The following is a 24177-nucleotide window of genomic DNA, read 5'->3' as shown; positions in this document are numbered from 1 at the left end:
CGGGCCTGGCCGGGTACCGGAGTCGCGGTCCGCGAAACGATCGTGAACGTCCTCGTCTCCGCCGGGCTTGCCGTCGATCCGGCCCGTGCGTGCGCTGCTCCTGGACCTGGTCCACGACAATCTGGGGTTCCCGCAGACCATTCCGGAGCAGTTCACCGGCCGGGACCAACTGATCGAAGTCGTCAACGCCTGCGCGGAAGCGTACGCCGGGGTGAGTGCGCTCGCCGGAGCGGTCCGGATGATGCGTCTGGACTCCCCAGAATCCGACGCGATCCGCGAGCTCGTGCACCAGCCGCGGCCGCAGGACCTGTTGCCGGAACCCGAGCCGGCCCGGCGCTGGAGGTGCGGGACGCCTGGGAGGCCTTCCGCGTGCTCTCCGACTTCAACACCCCGCCGAGTGGTCTGCCGCCGTCGTTGATGCTCGTCGAGCTGGTCGCCGCGAAGTGCCCCCCTGAGCTCGGTGACCGCCTGCGCGAGTGGAACACCGCGCAGGCTCGGCGGTTGCAGGCCGAAGCGCGCCTGCACGAACTGCGCTCGGAACGGGAGCGCGCCGTGCCGGAAGGCACTCGGCTGCATCTGATGATCGTCGTCCAGCCGGACGGGATCGACCCGGGCCGGCACCTGGTTTCCCACTGGCGGCAAGAGGACCCGGCGGAATGGCCGCCCCCGCGCGGCGGTCTCGACACGGTCGCCGTCGAACAGCTCGAACACCACGTCGACGCGCTTGTCGTGGAGGCGGAAAGGGCGTGGTCGGAGTACCGGGGCGAAGTCGCGCTCGAGTTCGTACTGCCGCGCTCGCTGCTGAGCCTGCCGGTTCACCTGTGGTGCAAAGAGCACGAAACCGGAGACCCGCGGCCCTTGGTTCTCGGTTACCGGATGTGGTGGAACTCGTGGACCAAGGCGGCGGCCAGCGTTGCCGGGTCGTCGGGTTCGGCGATCAGCGCGCTGCCGAAGGCTTCCCCCGTCGACGCGCTGGGCAGCCGGAACGGGACCGCGGGCGCCGGGACGATCGAGTCGAGCCCGGCGGGTAGTGCTGCCGTGAACTCCGGCAAATGCTTGACGATCAGGTGCCAGGCCCGGCCGAGCATGTCCCGCCAGGCCTCGAACGCCTCGGTGCTCAGCCGGTCGGGAACGATCGGCTCGAACAGCCCGCGGTACGGGTCGAGGTCGTCGATCCGCAGATTCAGCACGGTGTCGCCGGTGCCCAGCGTGATCGTCCGGACGCCGGACCAGCCGGCCGAGTCGGTGGTCCGGTCGGCCGGCAGGGTCACCGTCGCGTGGTCGTTGGCGATCCGGACGACACCCTGCTCGCTGTGCACCCGAGCGACCGAAAACACTTCCGGGTGCGTGAGCCTGGCCAGGCCGAGGCAGGGCAGCACGACCCTGCCCTGCCACGCCGGGACTTCGAGAGCGAAGTCGATCCCCGCACGGATCGCGGCGGCCGCCGCGAGGGCATGGAGGTGCCCCATGATCATCCATGGCGGCTGGGAAGGGGTCAGGTACTGGTGGAACATCCGGGTCGCGTAGCCGGCCCAGAGCCCCGTGTAGGGGTGGGCCAGCACCGTGTTCAGCGCGTCCGGGGACGCCGCTTCCACCTGGCACAGCAGATCCCACACTGTCTCCGGCGGGGGCAGCGGCGTTTCCGGCGACTTGCCCGCTTCGTCGATCAGCCAGCGCAGCAGGAGCAGCCGACGGCTGCGTTCCACCGCCCGCAGCGCGCGCACGCCTTCGGCGCCGCCTTCACCGCGGGAGAGTTGGTCGAACACGACCCAGGACAGAGTGTGGTTGGCCGGTTCGGGAAGCGTGTTGCTCGGTCTCGGCACGCGAAGAACCTTCTCCCCGGGTCAATCGACCCGCTTGGCCCCGCCGCTCGAACTGGCGGTGACGGGAATGTGGTCGGTCCGCACGACAGCATGCCGCAATGAGCGGTGAAACCTGGTGGAGTCGAGTGTCCGCAATGCGGATAGTGGCATCGAATCAAGATCGAGAAGTTCGGACGAGATCTCCGGGTCTCCGTTGCTGCCCAGCGAATGCATCGCAACGTCCTCTCAGTGGAGTCGTTCTGGGGGCAGCAAACTATCGCACCGTTCGTGCAGGCCAACGCGCGGGGGGCACATGCAGGCTACCGCGCAGAGGTCCTTGAGAAGTACCTCTGCTTCCGCTTGCACAGTGAGCGCCCGATGCTCCGCTGCCGTCACCCCAAAGTGCAAATCCGGGCGGGTAAATTGCGGTATTGCATGCTTGTTTACGTGACGCTTCAGGGGTGCATCCGAGAATTTTCACTCTTGCGGTTCGAAAATGTCGCCGGTACCGCGAGCGCGGTGTGCAGCAACGCTGTCAGCTCGGCTTCGAAGTTCGGCCGTGCAGCCAGGCGGCGGGTGCGGGCCAAGTCGTTCGCGATCGTCAGGGCCGCGTGGACCGTGATCTTCGCTTCCCGTGCGGGCAGTTCCGGCCGCACCGCTGACAGCAGTGTCACCCACTGCGCGACGTAGTCCCGTTGCACTCGTAGCAGATCCGCCTTGTCGCGATCGGGCATCGTCACGCGGTCCGCCGAGAACGACACCAGCAGTTCCGGCGTGTGCAGGATCGTGTGGACGTACGACGCCGCCAGCCGGCGCAGTGCCGAGACCTCGTCCGTGGTCTGCAGGGCACTCTCCGCCGCCAGCGCCAAGCGGTCCGCTGCCCGGTGGCCGATCGCCACCATCAGGGCCGCCTTGCTCGGGAAGTGGCGGTAGACGCTCGGGCCCGCGATGCCGGCCGCCGCTCCGATGTCCTCCATGCTCACGTCGTGGTAGCCGCGCTGGGCGAACAGCGCGGTTGCTGCCGCTAGGACCTGCTCGCGACGGGAGGGTGTGCCCAAGCTGAGCGCCGGAGAGGGCTGCGGTGAAGACGGCGACGGAAGTGTGGCGTTGAGCACACCTAGGGCCAGTTCGACCAGTAACTGAGCGAAGCGGCGGCGCGCCACCGACGTGTGGTGAACAGACACGCTCCCGAACACCGACAGTGCCGCCCAGCACAGGAGCTCCGCGTCCTCGGCCGGAAGGTCGGGCCGCTGGACGAGCAGAACCTTCGACCACGCCGTCAGCGCCAGCGTCGACCGGCGGGCGATCTCCCGCTGGTCCTCCTTCGGGAGGTGACGACCCTCCCAGCGCCACAACGCCGCGATCTCGCGACGCTCGACAGCCTGCGTCGCGAGCCGGCCGAGGAGGGATTGAAGCTGGTCAAGGGGCGGAACCGAGTCGGACAGTGCCGAAGCCGTCGCCGCTTCCAGGTCCTCGAAGCCGCTCAGGACGACGTACGCCAGGATCGCCTGCTTGTCCGCGAAATGGCGGTACAACGCCGGCCCGGTGACGCCCGCCGCGTCCGCTATGTCCTTGATGCCGACCCCCGGGAAGCCGCGGGCGCGGAACAGCTCCGCCGCCACCGCGGCCAGCTGGGCCTTGCGGTCGCGGGGTCGCGCAGCACGTACGGAGTCGGTCATCGTGAGTGAACGATAGCGGCTGACGGCACACCTGCAACCCATTGACACCATGGGGTTGTCCGGCGATATGTTAATGGTCATTAGCGCTACTGGCCGGTATCATCGGCCACGGTACGAAGACGTCCCACCCGCTCGCGAGGAGTTGTTCTGTGAGTAGCGAGGCCTACATCTACGAGGCGATCCGCACGCCTCGCGGCAAGAACAAGGGCGGTGCCCTGCACGGCACCAAGCCGGTCGACCTGGTGGTCGGCTTGATCGAAGAGCTCAAGGTCCGCCACCCGAACCTCGACCCCGCCGTGATCGACGACGTCGTACTCGGCGTCGTCTCGCCGGTCGGCGAGCAGGGCGCGGTCATCGCGCGCACCGCCGCGCTGAACGCCGGCCTGCCCGAGACCGTCGCGGGCGTGCAGCTCAACCGCTTCTGCGCCTCCGGCCTGGAAGCCACCAACACCGCCGCGCAGAAGATCCGTTCCGGCTGGGACAACCTGATCATCGCCGGTGGCGTCGAGTCGATGTCGCGCGTGCCGATGGGCTCCGACGGCGGCGCGCTGTTCATGGACCCGGCCACCGCCTACGACAACTACATCGTCCCGCAGGGCACCGGCGCCGACCTGATCGCGACCATCGAGGGCTTCTCCCGCGAGGACGTCGACCGCTGGGCCGTCCGCTCGCAGGACCGCGCCGAGGCGGCCTGGTCCGGTGGCTACTTCGCCAAGTCCGTCGTCCCGGTCAAGGACATCAACGGCGTCACGGTGCTGGACCACGACGAGCACCGCCGTCCCGGGTCCACCGTCGAGAGCCTCGGCAAGCTGAAGCCGGCCTTCTCGATGATCGGTGAAATGGGCGGCTTCGACGCCGTCGCGCTGCAGAAGTACCACTCGGTCGAGAAGATCAACCACGTCCACACCGGCGGCAACTCCTCCGGCATCGTCGACGGCGCCGCGCTGGTGCTCGTCGGCTCCGAGCAGATCGGCAAGACCTTCGGGCTCACGCCGCGCGCCCGGATCGTGGCGACCGCGTCGATCGGCTCCGAGCCGACGATCATGCTCACCGGCCCGACCCCGGCCACCGAGAAGGTCTTGAAGACCGCGGGCCTCAAGCCCGAGGACATCGACCTGTGGGAGCTCAACGAGGCGTTCGCCTCCGTCGTGCTCAAGTGGATCAAGGACCTGCACCTCGACGAGGAGAAGGTCAACGTCAACGGCGGCGCGATCGCCATGGGCCACCCGCTCGGCGCCACCGGCGCGATGCTGGTCGGCACCGTGGTCGACGAGCTCGAACGCCGCCAGGCGCGCCGCGCCCTGGTGACCCTGTGCATCGGCGGCGGCATGGGTGTCGCCACCATCATCGAGCGGGTGTGAGGACACTAATGGCTGAGAGCAAGACCATCCGCTGGGAGCAGGACGAAGACGGCATCGTCACGCTGACCCTGGACGACCCGAAGCAGTCGGCGAACACCATGAACGCCGACTTCCGCGAGTCGCTCGGCGTCACCGTGGACCGCCTGGAGGCCGAGAAGGACTCCATCACCGGCGTCGTCATCACGTCCGCGAAGAAGACCTTCTTCGCCGGCGGCGACCTGAACGACCTCATCCAGGCCAAGCCGGAGAACGCGGTCGAGCTGACCGAGGGCAGCAGCCTGATGAAGGGCCAGATGCGCCGCATCGAGCAGCTCGGCAAGCCGGTCGTCGCGGCGATCAACGGCGCCGCGCTCGGCGGTGGCCTGGAGATCGCGCTGGCGACGCACCACCGCATCGCCGCCGACGTCAAGGGCAGCCAGATCGGCCTGCCCGAGGTGACGCTGGGCCTGCTGCCCGGCGGCGGCGGTGTCGTGCGCACTGTCCGATTGCTGGGTATCCAGAGCGCGCTGCTGAACGTCCTGCTGCAGGGTCAGCGGCACCGTCCGGCCAAGGCGCTCGAGCTCGGCCTGGTGCACGAGCTCGTCGGCACCGTCGAGGAGCTCGTCCCCGCCGCGAAGGCGTGGATCAAGGCGAACCCCGAGGGCGGCGTGCAGCCGTGGGACGTCAAGGGCTACAAGATTCCGGGCGGCACGCCGTCGAACCCGAGCTTCGCGGCGAACCTGCCCGCGTTCCCGGCGAACCTGCGCAAGCAGATCAAGGGCGCGAACATGCCCGCCCCGCGGGCGATCCTGGCCGCCGCGATCGAGGGTGCGCAGGTCGACTTCGACACCGCGATCCTGATCGAGACGCGCTACTTCATCCACCTCGCCACCGGCCAGGTCTCGAAGAACATGACGAAGGCGTTCTTCTTCGACCTGCAGACCATCAACTCGGGTGGTTCGCGGCCGGACGGCTTCGAGAAGTACACGGCCAAGAAGGTCGGCGTGCTGGGTGCCGGGATGATGGGCGCCGCGATCGCGTACGTGTCCGCGAAGGCCGGCATCGACGTCGTCCTCAAGGACGTCTCGCTCGAGGCGGCCGAAAAGGGCAAGGGATACGCGGCCAAGATCGAGCAGAAGGCCCTCTCGCGCGGCAAGACCACGCAGGAGAAGTCGGACGCGCTGCTGGCGAAGATCAAGCCGACCGCCGACCCGGCCGACTTCGCGGGTGTCGACTTCGTGATCGAGGCCGTGTTCGAGAGCGTCGAGCTTAAGCACAAGGTGTTCGGCGAGATCGAGAACGTCGTCAACGCCGACGCGGTGCTGGGCTCCAACACCTCGACCCTGCCGATCACCACCCTCGCCGAGGGCGTGCAGCGGACCGAGGACTTCATCGGGATCCACTTCTTCTCGCCGGTGGACAAGATGCCGCTGGTCGAGATCATCTGCGGCGAGAAGACGTCGCCGGCGACGCTGGCGAAGGTCTTCGACTACACGCTGCAGATCAAGAAGACCCCGATCGTCGTCAACGACAGCCGCGGCTTCTTCACCTCGCGCGTCATCGGCACGTTCATCAACGAGGCCGTCGCCGCGCTGGGCGAGGGTGTCGAGCCGGCGTCGATCGAGCAGGCCGGCGCGCAGGCGGGCTATCCCGCGCCGCCGCTGCAGCTGATGGACGAGCTGACGCTGACGCTGCCGCGCAAGATCCGCAAGGAGACCCGCGAGGCCGTCGAGGCCGCGGGTGGCACGTGGAAGTCGCACGCGTCCGAGGCCGTGATCGACCGGATGGTCGAGGAGTTCGACCGCAAGGGCCGTTCCACCGGTGCGGGCTTCTACGAGTACGACTCGGAGGGCAAGCGAGCCGGGCTGTGGCCGGGCCTGCGTGACGCGTTCAAGTCCGGCTCGGCCGAGGTCCCGTTCGAGGACCTCAAGGAGCGGATGCTGTTCGCCGAGGCGCTCGAGACGGTGAAGTGCTTCGACGAAGGCGTGCTGACGTCGGTGGCGGACGCCAACATCGGCTCGATCTTCGGCATCGGCTTCCCGGCGTGGACCGGCGGTGTCATCCAGTACATCAACCAGTACGAGGGTGGCCTGCAGGGCTTCGTCGACCGGTCGCGCGAGCTCGCCGCCCGGTACGGCGACCACTTCGAGCCGCCGGCTTCGCTCGTGGAAAAGGCCGCCAAGGGCGAGATCTACGAATAAGGGCTTGAACGTCGGAGGCCGTCACTTCGGTGGCGGCCTTCGTCGTGTCCGCCTGTTTGTCCGCTGCCGTTCGCCCAAAAGCCACCGGACGCGGGTTAATCTCCGCCCATGCGCCGTCCCGTCACGGTGGCTCTGGCCGCCGCCCTGCTCGCCTCGACGCTGACAACGATGTCGGCCGCTGCTGACCTGAGCCCCGCCGACTTCGTCGATCCGCTGATCGGTTCCGCCGGGGACGGCAACACCTACCCGGGGGCGACCGCACCGTTCGGGATGCTCTCCTGGAGCCCGACCAGCACGCGCGGCGACCAGACGTCGACCGGCGCCGCCAACGGGTACCAGTACGACGCCACCCGCCTCCGCGGCTTCGCGTTAACGCACGTTAACGGCGCCGGCTGCAACCCCGGTGCCGCGGGGGACGTGCCGATCCTGCCGTTCGCCGGTGACGTCACCTCCTCGCCGACCGCCGACACCGCCGACGCGGTCTACGCGAGCAACTTCAGCCACGCCGACGAAGCGGCAACGCCGGGACGGTACCGGCTCGGCCTGCAGAACGGCGTCACCACCGACGTCGCCGCCACCGAACGGACCGCGATCGGCACCCTCGCCTACCCCGCGGGCAAGCCCGCCAGCCTGCTCTTCCGCACGTCGAACTCCCTCAACGGCAGCGAGGACGCCGAGACCCACCTCGACGCGGCGAACCGCACGGTCACCGGGTCCGTGCTCACCGGCGCCTTCTGCGGCCGCCGCGCGAACGGCGGCGTCAACAACCGCAAGTCCTACTACCGCCTGTACTTCACGGCGCAGTTCGACCAGCCCGTCACCGGGACCGGGACGTGGAAGGACGCGACGCTGCAGCCCGGCGGCACCGACCAGACCGGCGGCGAGGGCTACGCGACGGGCAAGGACCGCGCCGGACGCGGTTCCGGCGGCTACGTCACCTTCGCGCCCGGCAGCAAAGTGACCATGCGGATCGCGATCTCCTACGTCTCGCTCGAAGGCGCGGAACGCAACCTCCGGGCCGAACTGCCCAAGAAGTCCACCGTGGACAGCATCGCGCAACGCACCAAGCAATCCTGGAACGCCGAGCTGAGCCGCATCGACGTCCAGGGCGGCACCGCCAACCAGCGCGTCGTCTTCACCACCGCGCTCTACCACGGCCTGCAGCAGCCCAACCTCGTCAGCGACGTCGACGGCCAGTACCCGGGCATGGACGGGAAGCCCCACCGCGTCGAACGAGGACAGGACGCGCAGTACTCCAACTTCTCCGGCTGGGACCAGTACCGCGCGCAGATCCAGCTGCTGGCCCTGCTCGAGCCGCGCGTCGCCGGGAACTTCGCGCAGTCGCTCTACAACTACGCGAAGCAGAACGACGGCGTCTGGGACCGCTGGGTGCACGTCAACGGCGCGACGCACGTCATGACCGGCGACCCGTCGGCGGCGACGCTCGCGACCTTCTACGCCATGGGCGTCCGCAACTTCGACTACCGCGGCGCGTTCGACTCGCTGTACCGGCAGGCGACGGTCCCGCGGCCCGAAGGCCTGCAGGACGGCGGCTGCCCCGGCCAGTGCGTCGGCCAGCGGCCCAACCTCGCGCAGTACCTGACGTCCCACTACGCGCCCAACGACGTCTGCCACTGCTGGGGCGGCGCCGCCGAGACGCTGGAAGACGCGGTCGCCGACTCGGCAATCGGACATTTCGCAGAACAACTCGGCCGCACTCGCGAAGCTGCGGAGCTGCGCGCCCGGGGGGCTTACTGGCTGAACGTATTCAACCCGGAGACCGGATACATGCAGGCCCGCAACGTCGACGGCAGCTGGGTGACGCCGTTCGACCCGGCGAGCGACCGCGGCTTCGCGCAGGGCAGCGCGGCCGCCTACACCTGGATGGTCCCGCAGGACGTCTCCGGCCTCGCCGGCGCGCTGGGCGGCAAAGCCACCGCCATCACCCGGCTCGACGGCTTCTTCCACGACGCCGCCGGCAACTGGCAGCTCAAGGGCGGCGGCCCGCTCAAGTACGACCCGACCAACGAGCCCGGCATCCACGCGCCGTGGCTGTACAACGAGCTCGGGCAGCCGTGGAAGACGCAGGAAACCGTCCGGCAGCTGGTGAACTCCGTCTACACGACCGGGCCGTCCGGCCTGCCCGGCAACGACGACCTCGGCACGATGTCCGCCTGGTACGTCTTCGCGGCGCTCGGCGTCTACCCGCGGACGCCGGGCTCGGGAGAGCTGCTGCTGTCGAGCCCGCTGTTCCCTCGCGTGGTGATCCGGCCGGCGGGCGGCGCGCCGATCCGGATCACGACGTCGGGGAGCGGGAAGTACGTGGCCGACGTCCGCCGCGGAACCAAGCCGCAGCGCGACTGGAAGGTCGACGCCTCGTTCCTGCACGGCGGAAGCCTGGACGTCCGGCTGTCCGAGACGCCGACCGGCTGGGGGACTTAGGGCTCCAGCGCGACGTGCGGCAGCTTGCGGTCCAGCCACCGCGGCAGCCACCACGCGCGTTCCCCGAGCAGCCGCATGATCGCCGGGACGAGCAGGCAGCGGATCACCAGCGCGTCCAGCAGCACCGCGACCGCCAGGCCGAGGCCGAACTGCGCGAGCATCCGCGACGGGTCGAGCAGGAACGCGCCGAACACCAGCACCATGATCGCGCCGGCCGCGGTGATCACACCGCCGGTCGAGGCGAGGCCCTCGCGCACCGCGAGCCGCGCGTCGCCGGTGCGCCGCCACTCCTCGTGCATGCGCGACACCAGGAATACCTCGTAGTCCATCGACAGGCCGAACACGATCGCGAAGATCATCACCGGCACGAACGCCTCGATCGGCCCGGGCTGCGCGCCGAACCAGCCGTCGCCGAACACCAGCGTCATGACACCCAGCGAGGCGCCGATGCTCAGCAGGTTCAGCAGCGCCGCCTTGAGCGGGATGAGGATCGACCGGAAGACGACCATCAGCAGCAGCGCGGACAGCCCGACGACGACCAGCACGAACAGCGGCAGCCGGTCGGCGACGGCGTCGGCGAAGTCCGTCGTGGCCGCGACCGAACCGCCGACCAGGTAGTGCCCGGGCAGCGCCGGCAGGACGTCGGTCCGCAGGCGTGTCACCAGCTCGGCCGTCGCCGCGTCCTGGGGTGACGTCGTCGGGAACACGAGGACAGTCTGGTTAACCGGCGTTAACGCGCGCGCGATTCCGGGTGTCGCGGCGAGCGTCTGCTGCAGCGCGACGGGGTCGCCGTCTTCCGTGACAATCGCGAGCGGACCGCTGAAGCCCGGCCCGAAGCCCTCGGCCAGCAGGTCGTACGCCTGCCGCGTCGTCGAGCCCGGCGGGTCGGTGCTCGCGTCGGCGAACCCGAGCCGCATCCCCGCGGCCGGGATGGACAGCCCGATGAGGACGGCCAGGCCGATCGCGAGCGGCGCCACCGGACGTCGCTGGACGCCGTCGGCGAGCCGTCGCCACGCCTTGCCGTGGTCACGCCGTGCGGCGTGCCGGCGGATGCCGCGTTCGAGGCGCTTGCCGAACAGCGACAGCAGCGCGGGCAGCAGCGTCACCGACGCGAGCATGGTCATCAGCACGGTGAGCGCGACGGCCAGCGCCACTCCGCGCAGCCCGCCGAGCCCGAGTGCGAGCAGGCCGAGCAGCGCGATGATCACCGTCGTCCCGGCGAACAGCACCGAGCGCCCGGCCGTGTCGAGCGCCCGGCGCGCGGCCGCGTCGCGGTCGTAGCCGGCGAGGATCTCGCCGCGGTAGCGCGAGAAGATCAGCAACGCGTAGTCGACGCCGACGCCGAACCCGACGAGCATCATCAACGGTGCGGTGTAGCTCGCGATGTCGACGAAGTGCGAGACGACCGTGATCAAGCCCAGGGTGCTGCCGACGGCGAACACCGCGGTGAGCACCGGCAGGCCGGCCGCGAGCAGCGAGCGGAACAGGAACACGAGGATGACCAGCGCGGCGAGCAGGCCGACGCCTTCCGCGGGACCACCGCCTTCCGAGATGCGCTCGATCGGGTCGCCGGCCAAAGCCACTTCGACCGGGCCGGCCTGTCTCGCGGTGTCGGCGAACTTCACGATGTCGTCGTAGGGGAGGTCGGCCGACGTCGCGTCGAAGGTGACGGTCGCGTAGCCGATCCGCCCGTCGGGCGACAGCGTCTCGAACGGCCCGGTCACCGACCGCACGTGCGGTTGCAATCGGACATTTCCCAGAGTGTTTTCGACCGCGGCACGCTCGGTCGCGAGGCCGTCGTCGGCCTTGAACACGATCTGCGCGCTCGCGCCGGACTGTGCGGTGTTCTTCAGGAGGTCGACGACCTGCTGGGACTCGGTGCCGGGCAGCGAGTTGTCGTCGTGGAACGCGCTGCCGGTGAGGCGGGAGGTGAACGTGACGCCGATGAGAACCAGCGCCCAGAGTGCGACGGCGAGCCACCGGTGGTGCTGCGCCCAGCCGGCCAGCCGGGCCAGCCGTCCCCCGGTGGGGCGAGTGATGGTGTCCATGGGGGACAAGGATTCGCCGGGAGGGCACTACTGCGCGTCGCGCAGCGGAGGACACTTGACGTGCTCCCGCCGGTGTCCCTTAGGGCGCTTCCCGTACTCCCGGGGGAGTACGGCTAAGGGGTGAGCCAGCGCGGCGTCACCGCGCCGGACTCGTACGCGAGGACGACGAGCTGCGCGCGGTCGCGCATGCCGGTCTTCGTCATGATGCGGCTGACGTGTGTCTTCGCCGTCGCCGGGCTGAGCGTGAGCTCGCGCGCGATCTCGTCGTTCGACAAGCCCGCCGCGACCAGGGAAAGCACTTCGCGTTCGCGGTCGGTGAGCCGGTCGAGCGCAGGAGCCGCCGACGGGCGCGTGACGCGCGCGGCGAACTCCGAGATCAGCCGCCGGGTGATCGACGGCGCCAGCAGCGCGTCGCCGCGGGCGACCACGCGCACGGCGTGGATCAGCTCTTCGGGCTCGGTGTCCTTGACCAGGAACCCGCTCGCACCCGCGCGCAGGGCGCCGTAGACGTCTTCGTCGAGGTCGAATGTCGTGAGGATGACGACCTTCGTGCCGTTCAGCGAAGGGTCTTCGAGGAGGTGCCGGGTCGCGGCGAGGCCGTCGAGCACCGGCATCCGGATGTCCATCAGCACGACGTCCGGGCGGTGGTCGTGCGCGGCCTGCAGGGCTTCGCGGCCGTCGGCGGCTTCGGCGACGACGTCGATGTCGTCCTCGCCGTCCAAAATGGACCGGAAGCCGGCGCGCACCAGCCGCTGGTCGTCGACGAGCAGGACCCGGATCATCGGCTCATCATCGCACCGGCAGCCGCGCGCGTACCCGGTAGCCGCCGCCCTCGCGCGGTGCCGCGGTCAGCTCGCCGCCGAGCGCCCGTGCGCGTTCGGCCATGCCGCGGATGCCGGTGCCCGGCGGGGCGTCGCCACCGCGCCCGTCGTCGTCGACCTGCACGGACAGCGCGTCGGCGCCGTAGCCGAGCCGGACGACGACGGTCTTCGCGCCGGCGTGCTTCGCGACGTTCGTCAGTGCTTCCTGCACCACGCGGAACGCGGCGTGCTCGACGTCCGGCGGCAGGTCGCGGGCGACGCCGTCGATCTCGGTGCGCACGGTCAGCCCGGACGCGCCGACGGACTCGGCCAGTTCCGCGACCCGCGAGAGCGAGGGCTCGGTCTGGCGGAGCATGCCGAGCGTCGCGCGCAACTCCTGGAGCGCGGTCTTGCTGGCGTCCTTGATGGTGCCGAGGGCCTCTTCGGCCTGGCCGGGATCACGGCGGTGCAGCGCGGCGCCGGCCTGGACGTTGATCAGCGCGAGGTGGTGGCCCAGGACGTCGTGCAGCTCGCGGGCGATGCGCAGCCGTTCGTCGGTGGCGCGTGCCCGGGCCTCGGCCTCCTTGGTGCGCTCGGCCTCGGCGCGGTAGTGCGTGACGGCACCCCCGGCGACGAGCGCGACGAACCAGCCGGTCATCAGGAAGAAGGCGAAGTTGTCGACGTGCCGGCCGCTCCGTGAGCTGACCTCCCCGGCGGCGACGCCCGCCATCGCGGCCACCACGAGCAGCGCGGCTCCACGGATCCGTCCGGCCGCGGCGGCGTTGTAGAGGGTGTAGGCGAAGGCCAGCAGGATCAGGCCGTCGGGATCGGTGAGCGGGTAGTAGACGGCGCAGCAAACGAGCGTTAACCCGGCGACACTCAGCGGGTACTTCCGGCGGAAGAAGACCGCGGCGCAGCCGAGCACGGTGAGGACCCAGCCGAGTGCGGCGTGATGGGCGGGCTCGACGCCGTCGTTCAGGACGGTGAACAGCGAACCGGCGAGCACCGCGGTGGTGACCGCGAGTTCGGGTGCCCATCGCCGCAACCAGGACATGCGCCGAGTCTAGGCGGCGTAACAAACGCTCCGGGGCGAGCGACTTCGCGGCATTGGTTGGCATTGCTGAGGAGTCGTCGTGAGAAAAAACCTGGGGTGGATCCTGGCCGCGGGCCTGCTGGTCGCGGGCTGTGGTGCCGGCGCTGTGCCGCCGAAGGACACCGGGAGCGTCGGGGTTCTCGACACTCCGACGTCGACCTATTCGACCCCCGCGTATTCCGTTCCGGTCACGACCGGAACACCCTCTCCGACGTCCGAAGCGCCGGTGGTCACGACCGCGCCGACCCAGGCGCAGGCCGTCGCACCGAAGACGGCCGCCGCCAAGCCCAAGGCGGCGCCGAAAACCACCGCGCAGGCCGCGCCGAAGCCGGCCGAGTGCGGTGCCGACTACTACGTGAACTCTTCCGGCAACTGCGTCCACCGGCCCAGTGACAACCCGTCCGGAGCGACCGCCCTCTGCAAGGACGGCTCCTACAGTTACAGCCAGCACCGTTCCGGCACGTGCTCCGGCCACGGAGGCGTGCGCACCTGGCTGTGACGAGAGCACCAATCGAGCGGAAATCGCCCGGCGCGTAGGTACAGTGCATGAAGTTGCATGATGTGTACTAACTACACACCGGGGGTGTGCTGGTGTCCCGACCCGGAGGGTCCGGCCGCGCGATCGTCGTGGTGCTCGCCTCGTGCGGACTGGTCGCGTCGTTCATGCAGACGCTGGTCGTGCCGCTCATCCCGGTGTTCCCGCGGCTGCTGAACGCCTCGGCGGCCGACGCGTCCTGGGTCGTCACCGTGACGCTGCTGGCCGCGGCCGTCATCACGCCGGTCAGCGGCCGGCTCGGCGACCTCTACGGCAAGCGGCGGATGATCCTCGTCAGCCTCGCGCTGCTCATCGCCGGTTCGATCGTCTCCGCCACGACGAGCGAACTCGCGTTCCACATCATCGGCCGCGGGCTGCAGGGCTGCGCGATGGGCGTCATCCCGCTCGGCATCAGCATCATGCGCGACGAGCTCCCGCCGGAACGCGTCGGCGGCGCGATCTCCCTGATGAGCGCGACGCTCGGGGTGGGCGGCGCGATCGGGCTGCCGGTCGCGGCCATCGTCGCCGAGAACGCCGACTGGCACGCGCTCTTCTGGATGTCCGCCGGGCTCGGGCTGCTCTTCGCGCTGCTGATCGTCAGGTTCGTGCCGGAGTCTCCGGTGCGGACCCCCGCGCCGTTCGACTACTTCGGCGCGCTCGGGCTGGCCGCCGGCCTGGTCTGCCTGCTGCTGCCGGTGGTCAAGGGAGCCACGTGGGGCTGGACCAGCGTGCCGACGCTGGGGTTCGCCGCGGCGGCCGTCGTCGTCCTGACCGGCTGGGGTGCTTACCAGCTGCGGCGCCGCGACCCGCTGGTCGACCTGCGTGTATCCGCCCGCCGACCGGTGCTGTTCACGAACCTGGCGTCGATCATGGTCGGGTTCTCGATGTACGCCATGGCGCTGTCGTTCCCGCAGTTGCTGCAGGCGTCGGCGTCGACCGGGTACGGGCTGGGCCAGACAATGGTGGAGTCCGGGCTGTCCCTGGCGCCGAACGGTCTCGTGATGATGCTGCTCTCGCCGGTTTCGGCGCGGCTCATCACCCGGTTCGGCCCGCGCCCGACGCTGATGACCGGCGCGCTGGTGATCGCCGCCGGGTACCTGTTCGCGATCGTGCTGATGGACAACGCCGCCGAGCTGATCACGGCGTCGGTGATCATCGGCGCGGGCGTCGGGATCGCGTACGCGGCGATGCCGGCGTCGATTATGGGCTCGGTCCCGGTCACCGAAACGGCGTCCGCGAACGGCCTGAACTCCCTGATGCGGTCGGTCGGCACGGCGGTTTCGAGCGCGGTGATGGCGGCGATGCTGGCCCAGCTGACGATCACCGTCGGCGGCCTGTCCGTGCCGTCGCTGTTCGGCTTCCGCGCGACGTTCGCCGTGGCTGCGTTCGCCGCGCTGGCGGGCGTGCTGCTGGCTGGGCTGGTGCCGAAGAAGCCGGTGGCGCCGGAGCTGGTCGGCGTCCGTTAGTCCTTGCGCGCCACCAGGGCCAGCCCGCCGCACTCGGCCGGGTTCGCCGGCACGTCGGCCGGGTCGTCCGGCCGCCACTGCGGGATGAAGACGATGCCCGGGTCGAGGATCTCGAAGCCGTCCACGAGGGCGCGCAGCTCGTCGGCCGTGCGAGGTGTCACCGGGTTCGCGCTCTTCTGGTACATCGCGACGGCACGAGCGGTGCCGTCGCTCTGCTGCTCCGGCGTCGCCGACGACAGCGCCAGGTAGCTGCCGGGCGCGAGCGCGTCGCGGTAGGCGGCGACCAGCCGGGCCGGGTCGCGCTCGTCCGGGATGAAGTGCACGAACAGCGCCATCACGACCATCACCGGCTGGTCGAGGTCGAGCATCATCTCGGTGGTCTCGTGCTCGAGGACGTCGTCCGGGAACTCGGCGTCGGCGTGCACCATCACCGCGTTCTCGTTGTCCTCCAGCACGATCTCGCTGTGCGCCACGGCGACGGGCTCGTTGTCGACGTAGACGACGCGCGCGGTCGGGTCGATCGCGTGCGCGACTTCGTGGACGTGCCCGACGGTCGGCATGCCCGAGCCGATGTCGAGGAACTGCCGGATGCCCTGGTCCATCCCGAACCGGATGGCCCGGCGCAGCCACTGCCGGTTCAGCTGCGCGCGCTCCCGCGCGTTCGGCTGGGCGGCCAGCACCTGGTCGGCGAACATCCGGTCGACCGCGTAGTTGAGCCGGCCACCGAGGATGTAGTCGTACACGCGCGCGGGGTTCGGCTTGTCGAGGTCGATACCGCGCCGCGCGTACTCGTCTTCACTCATGGCCGCTCCAAGATCCGTGTGACGCGAGAATAGCCGGACACGCTGCGCAGCCGGGGCCTCACCGGCTAGTCCTTGCGCGCCACCAGGGCGAGCTGGCTCGCCAGCTCCGGGTGCTCGCCCACGTCGGCGGGGTCGTCCGGCCGCCACTCCGGCGTGAACACGATCCCCGGCGGCAGGATCTCGAAGCCGTCCAGCAGCGCGCGCAGTTCGTCGCGCGAGCGCGCCACGACGTTCGTGCCGCTCTTCTGGTACATCTCCGCCGCGCGGCGGACCTCTTCGCCCTGGCCTTCGAACGTGCCCGACGACAGCGCCAGGTAGCTGCCCGGCGCGAGCGCGTCGCGGTAGGCCGCGATCAGCCCCGCCGGGTCGCGCTCGTCCGGGATGAAGTGCACGAACGCGGCCATGATCAGCATGACCGGCTGGTCGAAGTCCAGCAGCATCTCGGTGGTCTCGTGCTCGAGGACGTCCGCCGGGATTTCGGCGTCGGCCTGCACCATCTCGGCGTTCTCGTTGTCCTTGAGAACGATCTCGCTGTGCGCGACGGCGACCGGCTCGTTGTCCACGTACACCACGCGCGACGCGGGGTCGATCGCCTGGACGACCTCGTGCACGTGCCCGACGGTCGGCATGCCCGAGCCGATGTCCAGGAACTGGCGGATGCCCTGCTCGGCGCCGAAGCGGACGGCCCGGCGCAGCCAGCGCCGGTTCATCAGGGCCAGCTCCTTGGACTCCGGCCGCACCGCCAGGAGCTGCTCGGCGAACATCCGGTCGATGGCGTAGTTGAGCTTGCCGCCGATCAGGTAGTCGTACACGCGCGCCGCGTTCGGCTTGTCGAAGTCGATCTCGCGCTTCGCGTGTTCGTCGGTCATCGCCGTGCCACGAGTGCCAGTCCGCCCGCCTGCTCCGGCGGGTCCTCGAGCGGCCCGTCCGGACGCCACTCGGGCGTGAACACCACGCCCGGCGGCAGGATCTCGAAGCCCTTGACCAGCGCCCGCAGCTCGTCGGGCGAACGCAGCGTCAGGGGCGTGCCGCTCTTCTCGTACAGCGAAACCGAGCGCTGGGACTCCTCGCCCTGCCCCTCCCACGTGCCCGACGACAGCGCGAGGTAGCTGCCCGGCGCGAGAACGTCGCGGTAGGTGGCGATCAGACCGGCCGGGTCGCGCTCGTCCGGGATGAAGTGGACGAAGGCCGCCATGATCACCATCACCGGCTCGCTGAAGTCGAGCATCGCTTCGACGGTCGAGTGCTCCAGCACCTCGTCCGGGTTCTCCGCGTCGGCCTGGACCATCGCGGCGTTGTCGTTGCCCTCCAGCACGATCTCGCTGTGCGCGACCGCGATCGGCTCGTTGTCGACGTACACGACCTGCGACGTGGGGTCGATCGCCTGGACAACCTCGTGCACGTGCCCGACCGTCGGCATCCCCGAGCCGATGTCGAGGAACTGCCGGACACCCTGCTCCGCCGCGAACCGCGCCGCGCGGCGCAGCCACGCCCGGTTGACCTGCGCCATGTGCCGCGCGTTCGGCAGCACGCTCAGGATCCGGTCGGCGAACATCCGGTCGACGGCGTAGTTCAGCTGGCCGCCGATCATGTAGTCGTACACGCGCGCCGCGTTCGGTCTTTCGAGGTCGATGCCCCGCCTCGCGTGTTCGTCTTCGCTCATCCGCCGCTCCCGGGGCTCAGGTGTGACGGCGAGGATAGCCGGGTCAGAGCAGCGGCGGCACCGCCGCGTCGATGAGGTGCGGACCCGGTTCCGCGAAGGCGCGCTGCAGCTGCTCGGCGAGCTCTTCGGCGGTCGTCGCCCGCGTCGCCGGCACGCCCATGCCCTCCGCGATCTTCACGAAGTCCATGTCCGGCCGCGACAGGTCGAGCAGGTCGTTCGCCTTCGGGCCGCCCGACGCGGCGCCGACGCGCTGCAGTTCCATCCGCAGGATCGCGTACGCGCGGTTGTTGAGCAGCACCGTCGTGACGTTGAGGTTCTCCCGCGCCTGCGTCCACAACGCCGAGATCGTGTACAGCGCGCTGCCGTCCGATTGCAGGTTCAGGACGGGGCGGTCGCGTCCCGCCACGGCCGCGCCGGTGGCCACCGGCATGCCGTAGCCGATCGCGCCGCCGGTCAGCGTCAGCACGTCGTGCCGCGGCGCGCCGGCTGTCGCCGTCGGGAGCAGCAGGCCGGACGTGTTGGCTTCGTCGGCGATGATCGCGTTCTCCGGCAGCAGCGCGCCGATGACGTCGACCCAGTTCTGCGGGGTCAGCGGCCCGCTCGGGAGCGCGGGCCGGGACGGCTGCTGCAGCACCGGCTCGGTGTCCGCGGCGACGAGGTCCGCGACCTCGTTCAACGCGCGCGTGACGTCCTGGCCGACGGACGCGAGCGTGTGCACCTGCGCGCCTTCGGGCACCAGGTCGCTCGGCTTGCCGGGGTAGGCGAAGAACGAAACCGGCGCCTTCGTACCCGCGACGACGAGGTGCTTGACCCCGTCGAGCTGGTAGGTGACCTGCTCGGCGAGGTACCCGAGCCGCTCGATCGTCGGCAGGCCCGCGCCGCGCTCGAGACGGGACGGGAACGTCTCGACGAAAACCTTCGCGCCGGTCGCGGCGCCGATCCGGCTCGCCGCGCGCAGGCCTTCCTCGCGGCACGCGGCCCCGCCGATGAGCAGCGCCACCGTTTCGCCGGTGCCGAACACCGCGGCGACGTCCTTGACGGTGGTCGCGTCGACAGCCTGCGGAACGCGCGGCGGAACCGGCGCGCACGTTTCGCCGCCGTCACCCCACGAAGCGTCGGCGGGCAGGATCAGCGTCGCGACGCGACCGGGCGCGTCCTGCGCGGCGGCGACCGCGGCGGCGGCGTCCGCCCCGACGTCTTTGGTGTGCTCCGAACGCCGCACCCAACCTTCCAGCGAGCCCGCGACGGCTTCGATGTCCGATTCCAGCGGCGCGTCGTACTGCTTGTGGTAGGTCGCGTGGTCGCCGACGACGTTGACGATCGGCGTGTGCGCGCGCCGCGCGTTGTGCAGGTTCGCGAGGCCGTTGCCCAGGCCGGGGCCGAGGTGCAGCAGCGTCGCGGCGGGCTTGTCCGCGATGCGCGCGTACCCGTCGGCGGCACCGGTGACGACACCCTCGAACAGCGCGAGCACGCCCCGCATCTCGGGCACGGTGTCGAGCGCGGCGACGAAGTGCATCTCCGACGTGCCGGGGTTCGCGAAGCACACCTCGACACCGGCGTCGACCAGCGTGCGGATCAGGGACTGGGCGCCGTTCAGCTCACTCATGCGGTTCCTTCGGGGAAGAGAACGCCGGGGTTGAGGATCCCGGCGGGGTCGAAGCTCTGCTTGATCCGGCGCATCAGCTCGATCTTCGCCGGGTCTTCGAGTTCCTGGTGGTAGTGCGCCTTGGTGCGGCCGAGGCCGTGCTCGCCGGAGATCGCGCCACCGAGTTCCATGGCGTACGCGAAGATGTCGGTTAACAGTCGTTTACGCTTGTCGGCGTCCTTGCAGAAGATCCCGAAGTGGACGTTGCCGTCGCCGGCGTGGCCGCAGCCGAGCGCGCCGCCGCCCGCGGCCATCGCGAGCTCGCGCGACTTGGCAATGAACTCCGGCATCGCGGTCCGCGGCACGACAACGTCGATGATGTCGTCGGCGCCGGCCGCCTTCGCGGTCCAAAAGGCCTTCTCGCGCGCTTCGATCAGCTTGCGCGCGGCGGGGCCTTCGAGGACGTAGACGTCGGTGGCGCCGAGTTCCCCGAGCAGCTCGCCGACCGTCTCGACGTCCTCGTGCAGCCGCCCGCTCTCGCGGTTCTCCAGCGCGACGACGAGGTAGGCCTCGCTGGTCTCGCGGATCTTGTCCGGGACGCCGAGCTCTAGCTTCTCGTTGTAGACGATGGCGGCCATCGTCAGGTTGTCGATGTACTCGAGGATGTGCGGCGCGAGCCCGCTGGAGAGGATCGCCGGCACGGCGGCCATCACCTGGGCGAGGTCGCCGAACGGGGCAAGCACCGTGGCGCCGTGGGACAGCCGCGGGTGCAGCTTGACGGTGATCTCGGTGGCCAGCGCGAGGGTGCCTTCGGAGCCGATGATCAGCTGCGTGAGGTCGTAGCCGGTGGAGATCTTCGACGTCTTGCCGCCGGTGCGGAGGATCTCGCCGGTCGGCAGGACGGCCTGCAGGCCGAGAACGTTGTGGCGGGTGACGCCGTACTTGACGGCGCGCATGCCGCCGGCGTTCGTCCCGACGTTCCCGCCGACGCTCGCACTCAGCTCGCCGGGGTAGACGGTGTAGCTGAGCCCGGCTTCGGCGGTCTTGACGTCGAGCTCGGCGAGCGTGACACCGGGCTGCACGACGGCGACGTGGTTCCCGGTGTCGACCTCGAGGACCTGGTTCATCCGCTCGAAGGAGAGCACGAGCCCGCCTTCGCGCGGCCGCGCGGCACCGGAGAGTCCGCTGCCGGAGCCTCGCGCGGTGACGGGGACGTTGTGTTCTGTCGCGGCCTTCAGCAGCTCCGCGACTTCTTCCGCGGTTGCCGGCTTCGCGACGTACGCGGGCTTCTGCGGCTCCGCGGTCAGCGCTTCGTCGTGCGCGTAGTCCTCGGAGATCTCCTCGCCGGTCAGCAGATTCTTGTCCCCGACGATCTCGGCCAGCCGTGCCGCCACGTCGCCCATCGACAGTCTCTCCTCGCGCCGTTGCTGTGGTTACCGCAGCGTAGTACGTACCGCCGGTACGCCGCTATGAAGGTTTTTCACGTTAGCGTGCCGACGGCTGTGATCGACTGGTTACAAAGCAGGATTTAGCTCAAGCTAAATCTCTGGTGGGTGACTGCGCGCCGGGCAAAGCTTCCCGGCATGACATCGACGTACACCTTCGAAGACGGCGTTACCGTGCGGCGGCTCGGTTTCGGGGCGATGCGGCTCACCGAGTGGGACCACGTCCGCGACGGCGCCGCCGCGGTCGCGCGCCGGGCGGCCGAGCTCGGCGTGACGTTCTTCGACACCGCCGACGCCTACGACCTGGGGCTGAACGAGGAACTGCTCGCCGACGCGCTGCACCCGTACGACGGGCTGTTCATCGCGACGAAGTGCGGCCACGCGCGCCCGAGCCGGGGCGAGTGGGTGCCGCTCGGGCGCCCCGAATACCTGCGGCAGCAGGCGGAACTCTCCTTGCGGCGCCTGCGCGTCGAGCGCCTCGACCTGCTGCAGCTGCACCGGCTCGACCCGCAGGTGCCGCTCGCCGACCAGATCGGCGCGCTCGCGCGGCTGCGGGACGAAGGCAAAATCGCGCGGATCGGGTTGTCCGAGGTCAGCGTCGCGCAGCTGGCCGAAGCGCGGGCCATCGCGCCGATCGCGAGCGTCCAGAACCGGTACAACCTGACCGATCGTGCGTCCGATGACGTCCTCGGCTACTGCGAGCGCGAAGGAATCGCGTTCGTGCCCTGGCTGCCGATCGCACGCGGTGACCACGCGAGGGCGGGCGGAGTGCTCGGAAAGGTGGCGGCCGGCCTCGGCGCGACACCCGCTCAGGTGTCGCTCGCCTGGTTGCTGCGCCGGTCGCCGGTGGTGATCCCGATTCCCGGCACGTCGTCGGTCACGCACCTCGAAGAAAACTGCGGCGCGACCGGAATCACCTTTTCCGACGACGATTTCGCGCGGCTGGACGTACTGGGGTGAAACGGCCTGGCCGCGGTCTCCCGCGGCCAGGCTCCGGTGTTCCGCCTGGGTCAGACGAGCCAGCCGAGAACGTGCGCCAGGTGCGCCAGCGCGCCGGTGAGGATGTCGTGGCAGTAGTGGGCGTGCTGGGCGAACATCTGCATCGAATGACTCCTTGATGAATAACTCAGTGACTTCCCTGGAGTGCTCCCGGTGGGGAGCGAAAGCAGGTTTTCACCGCGTCGGCGAGCTGTCAAAAAGCCATTTCCGGAAGACTGCGACGCCGTGGAATCTTCCCATGCTAAACACGTAATCCCTTCGTGTTTGATGCCGGGGTGCCCCTTTCGGCGGTCAGCCACTCTGGGTAACAGTCGGCGGCAATCTCACTGTCGGTAATTCCGGCCTTGATCCGGCATCCCGGGCAGCCGGGTAGCTCGATCCGGTGATCACCGGCCACGAAAGGTGAGCTCGTGATGATCACTCTTTCGAGTGGCCGGACGCAGTGAAAAGGGGACGCCGGGTGCGGTGACCGCACTCGGCGTCCCCCTTGTCGGGTAAGGGATTCAGGCTCGCGCGAACGAAAGCGTCTCGCCTTCGACCCCCCGCAACCAGAGGTCCTGTGCGGCCGCCGCCATCTCGGCGAGGCCCTCCTCGATCGTGGCGAACACGTTGCCGGGCACCCAGCCCGCGTCGCCGTTGATCAGCAGGTTGTTGCGTCCGTAGAAGATCGCGAGGTCGGTCGCGCCCTGGTCGCCGTGCGCCTCGCTGTCCTCTTCGTAGCCGTACGCGGGGTTGCCGATCTCCCAGGCTTCGAACCCGAAGTACACGACGTCGCCGGGAATCGGCGTGATCGTCGGGTTCTCCCGCCCGGGCTTCGGCTCCGCGAAGGGCGGCACGAGCGTGTAGACCTCGTTGCGCGCGTACTTCGCGTGGTAAGCCGAACCGCTCTGCGGCAGCGCGTCCCACACCGCCCTGCACGTCCGCGGTGCCTCGTCGTCGAGCAACCGCGCCCGGCAGGAGATCCCGCGCTTGTCGAGGGTGATCGTGATGTACCGGGCCATGCTCAGCTCCCCGTGACGGACGCGACGACCTCGCCCCAGATGCGCAGCGCGTCGTCGACCTGCTCGGCGTTGACGACCAGCGGCGGCACCATGCGGACGACGTTCATGTACGGCCCGCACGTGAGCAGCAGCAGGCCGTTCTTGGCGGCCGCCTGCTGCGCCGCTGCCGCGGTGGCGGCGTCGGGCTCGCCGTCGGCGGTGGTGAACTCCGAGCCGACCAGCAGCCCGAGTCCGCGCACTTCGCCGATCGCCGGCGTCTTGTCCGCGATCACCCGCGCGCCTTCGAGCAGCTGGCGCCCGCGCTCGGCGGCGTTCTCGACCAGGTTCTCCCGCTGGATGACCTCGAGCGTCGCGATCGCGGCGGCGCACGAGACGGCGTTGCCGCCGTACGTGCCACCCTGCGAACCCGGGAGCGCCTTCGCCATCAGCTCCTGCGAAGCGGCGATGCCCGACAACGGGAAGCCGCTGGCCAGGCCCTTCGCGATGAGCACGATGTCGGGGGAGACGTCGAAGTGGTCGTGTCCCCAGAACTTGCCGGTGCGGCCGAAGCCGGTCTGGATCTCGTCGAGGACGAGCAGGATGCCGTGCCGGTCCGCGCGCTCGCGCAGGCCCGCCATGAACTCCGTGTTCGCCGGGACGTAGCCGCCCTCGCCGAGCACGGGCTCGACGAAGATCGCGGCGGTCTCGTTCGGGGCGCTGACCGTCTGGAACAGGTAGTCCAGCTCGCGCAGCGCGAACTTCGTCGCGGTCTGCTCGTCCCAGCCGTAGTGGTAGGCGTAGGGGAACGGCGCGACGTGCACCCCCGCCATCAGCGGGCCGATGCCGGCGCTGAACCGCGTCCCGGATGTCGTCATGCTCGCCGCGGCGACGGTCCGGCCGTGGAAGCCGCCCTGCATGACGATGACGTTCGGGCGCTTCGTCGCCTGCCGCGCGAGCCGCAAGGCCGCTTCGACGGCTTCGCTGCCCGAGTTCGCGTAGAAGAGCGAGTCGAGCCCCCTGGGCAGAACCTCGCCCAGGCGCTTGGTCAGCTCGAGCAGGGGCCGGTGCATCACCGTCGTGTACTGCCCGTGGACGAGCTTGCCGATCTGCTCCTGCGCCGCGCGCACGACGTGCGGGTGGCAGTGCCCGGTGCTCGTGACGCCGATGCCGGCGGTGAAGTCGAGGTGCCGTTTGCCGTCGACGTCGTAGAGGTAAACCCCTTCACCGTGGTCGACCACGACGGGCGTTGCCTGCTTGAGCAGCGGAGATAGCTGGGCCATGGCAGCGTGCTCCTTG

19 protein-coding genes and 1 pseudogene are annotated in these 24177 nt (G+C 69.9%); 8 read left to right on the top strand and 12 right to left on the bottom strand.

What is annotated here, in order from left to right; translation table 11 throughout:
• Positions 1-85: 85 nt before the first annotated feature.
• Both ACZ4TR_RS22555 and ACZ4TR_RS22550 read left to right on the top strand, forming a co-directional pair.
• Positions 86-418, top strand: coding sequence for an effector-associated domain 2-containing protein (locus tag ACZ4TR_RS22555; RefSeq protein WP_465288848.1), 333 nt, complete (start codon positions 86-88; stop codon positions 416-418).
• Positions 319-816: pseudogene (locus ACZ4TR_RS22550) on the top strand (VMAP-C domain-containing protein); the annotation flags it as partial. The gene ACZ4TR_RS22555 and the pseudogene ACZ4TR_RS22550, both read left to right, overlap by 100 nt.
• Before the next feature lie 53 nt (positions 817-869).
• On the opposite strand, the gene ACZ4TR_RS22545 reads toward ACZ4TR_RS22550, so the two are convergent.
• Positions 870-1823, bottom strand: coding sequence for an aKG-HExxH-type peptide beta-hydroxylase (locus ACZ4TR_RS22545; protein WP_465288847.1), 954 nt, complete (start codon positions 1821-1823; stop codon positions 870-872).
• Positions 1824-2257: 434 nt separating this feature from the next.
• On the bottom strand, positions 2258-3481 hold the full coding sequence (locus ACZ4TR_RS22540; RefSeq protein ID WP_465288846.1) for a TetR/AcrR family transcriptional regulator: 1224 nt from the start codon (positions 3479-3481) through the stop codon (positions 2258-2260).
• Between the two features lie 149 nt (positions 3482-3630).
• Between ACZ4TR_RS22540 and ACZ4TR_RS22535 the strand changes: the two genes are divergently transcribed.
• The 3 genes from ACZ4TR_RS22535 to ACZ4TR_RS22525 all read left to right on the top strand — a co-directional run bounded on the left by ACZ4TR_RS22535 (position 3631) and on the right by ACZ4TR_RS22525 (position 9464).
• The gene (locus ACZ4TR_RS22535) at positions 3631-4842 is read left to right on the top strand and encodes an acetyl-CoA C-acetyltransferase (protein ID WP_465288845.1); all 1212 of its coding nucleotides are present in this window, start codon (positions 3631-3633) and stop codon (positions 4840-4842) included.
• 8 nt (positions 4843-4850) lie between these two features.
• Positions 4851-7022 (top strand): 3-hydroxyacyl-CoA dehydrogenase NAD-binding domain-containing protein, encoded by a 2172-nt coding sequence (locus ACZ4TR_RS22530; RefSeq protein WP_465288844.1) that lies wholly within the window; start codon positions 4851-4853, stop codon positions 7020-7022.
• A 108-nt stretch (positions 7023-7130) separates the two neighbouring features.
• Positions 7131-9464 carry a GH92 family glycosyl hydrolase gene (locus tag ACZ4TR_RS22525; protein WP_465288843.1) on the top strand — a complete coding sequence of 778 codons (2334 nt, stop codon included), beginning with the start codon at positions 7131-7133 and terminating at the stop codon, positions 9462-9464.
• Here ACZ4TR_RS22525 and ACZ4TR_RS22520 read toward each other — a convergent pair.
• The 3 genes from ACZ4TR_RS22520 to ACZ4TR_RS22510 form a co-directional block, all read right to left on the bottom strand.
• Positions 9461-11512, bottom strand: a complete 2052-nt coding sequence (locus tag ACZ4TR_RS22520) for an MMPL family transporter (protein WP_465288842.1) — start codon at positions 11510-11512, stop codon at positions 9461-9463. The two genes, ACZ4TR_RS22525 and ACZ4TR_RS22520, sit on opposite strands and share 4 nt — an antisense overlap.
• A gap of 113 nt (positions 11513-11625) precedes the next feature.
• Positions 11626-12294: a response regulator transcription factor gene (locus ACZ4TR_RS22515; RefSeq protein ID WP_364519312.1), complete on the bottom strand. Its 669-nt coding sequence runs from the start codon at positions 12292-12294 to the stop codon at positions 11626-11628.
• Positions 12295-12301: 7 nt separating this feature from the next.
• A complete protein-coding gene (locus ACZ4TR_RS22510; protein WP_465288841.1) occupies positions 12302-13366 on the bottom strand; it encodes a sensor histidine kinase in 1065 nt (354 codons plus the stop codon).
• Between the two features lie 79 nt (positions 13367-13445).
• Between ACZ4TR_RS22510 and ACZ4TR_RS22505 the strand changes: the two genes are divergently transcribed.
• Together ACZ4TR_RS22505 and ACZ4TR_RS22500 are read left to right on the top strand one after the other, a co-directional pair.
• Positions 13446-13904, top strand: a complete 459-nt coding sequence (locus tag ACZ4TR_RS22505; protein ID WP_465288840.1) for a DUF3761 domain-containing protein — start codon at positions 13446-13448, stop codon at positions 13902-13904.
• Between the two features lie 86 nt (positions 13905-13990).
• The gene (locus ACZ4TR_RS22500) at positions 13991-15406 is read left to right on the top strand and encodes an MFS transporter (protein WP_465288839.1); all 1416 of its coding nucleotides are present in this window, start codon (positions 13991-13993) and stop codon (positions 15404-15406) included.
• Here ACZ4TR_RS22500 and ACZ4TR_RS22495 read toward each other — a convergent pair.
• From ACZ4TR_RS22495 to ACZ4TR_RS22475, 5 genes are all read right to left on the bottom strand, one after another.
• Positions 15403-16209 carry an SAM-dependent methyltransferase gene (locus ACZ4TR_RS22495; RefSeq protein WP_465288838.1) on the bottom strand — a complete coding sequence of 269 codons (807 nt, stop codon included), beginning with the start codon at positions 16207-16209 and terminating at the stop codon, positions 15403-15405. The two genes, ACZ4TR_RS22500 and ACZ4TR_RS22495, sit on opposite strands and share 4 nt — an antisense overlap.
• Positions 16210-16274: 65 nt before the next feature.
• Positions 16275-17078, bottom strand: a complete 804-nt coding sequence (locus ACZ4TR_RS22490; RefSeq protein WP_465288837.1) for an SAM-dependent methyltransferase — start codon at positions 17076-17078, stop codon at positions 16275-16277.
• Positions 17075-17872, bottom strand: coding sequence for an SAM-dependent methyltransferase (locus ACZ4TR_RS22485; protein WP_465288836.1), 798 nt, complete (start codon positions 17870-17872; stop codon positions 17075-17077). Before ACZ4TR_RS22485 ends, ACZ4TR_RS22490 begins: the two co-directional genes overlap by 4 nt.
• A 43-nt stretch (positions 17873-17915) precedes the next feature.
• Positions 17916-19478 carry an acetolactate synthase large subunit gene (locus tag ACZ4TR_RS22480; RefSeq protein ID WP_465288835.1) on the bottom strand — a complete coding sequence of 521 codons (1563 nt, stop codon included), beginning with the start codon at positions 19476-19478 and terminating at the stop codon, positions 17916-17918.
• Positions 19475-20860 carry an FAD-binding oxidoreductase gene (locus tag ACZ4TR_RS22475; RefSeq protein ID WP_465288834.1) on the bottom strand — a complete coding sequence of 462 codons (1386 nt, stop codon included), beginning with the start codon at positions 20858-20860 and terminating at the stop codon, positions 19475-19477. The genes ACZ4TR_RS22480 and ACZ4TR_RS22475 overlap by 4 nt, the downstream gene beginning before the upstream one ends.
• A 180-nt stretch (positions 20861-21040) precedes the next feature.
• On the opposite strand from ACZ4TR_RS22475, the gene ACZ4TR_RS22470 reads away from it, so the two are divergent.
• Positions 21041-21862, top strand: a complete 822-nt coding sequence (locus ACZ4TR_RS22470; RefSeq protein ID WP_465288833.1) for an aldo/keto reductase — start codon at positions 21041-21043, stop codon at positions 21860-21862.
• Between the two features lie 542 nt (positions 21863-22404).
• On the opposite strand, the gene ACZ4TR_RS22465 is transcribed toward ACZ4TR_RS22470, so the two are convergent.
• Positions 22405-22902 carry a DUF3830 family protein gene (locus ACZ4TR_RS22465; protein ID WP_465288832.1) on the bottom strand — a complete coding sequence of 166 codons (498 nt, stop codon included), beginning with the start codon at positions 22900-22902 and terminating at the stop codon, positions 22405-22407.
• Between the two features lie 2 nt (positions 22903-22904).
• The gene (locus ACZ4TR_RS22460; protein WP_465288831.1) at positions 22905-24161 is read right to left on the bottom strand and encodes an aspartate aminotransferase family protein; all 1257 of its coding nucleotides are present in this window, start codon (positions 24159-24161) and stop codon (positions 22905-22907) included.
• Between the last annotated feature and the right edge of the window lie 16 nt (positions 24162-24177).

This window comes from Amycolatopsis sp. NPDC028719 (assembly GCF_055565395.1).
This window is presented reverse-complemented; position numbering and strand designations above follow the sequence as displayed.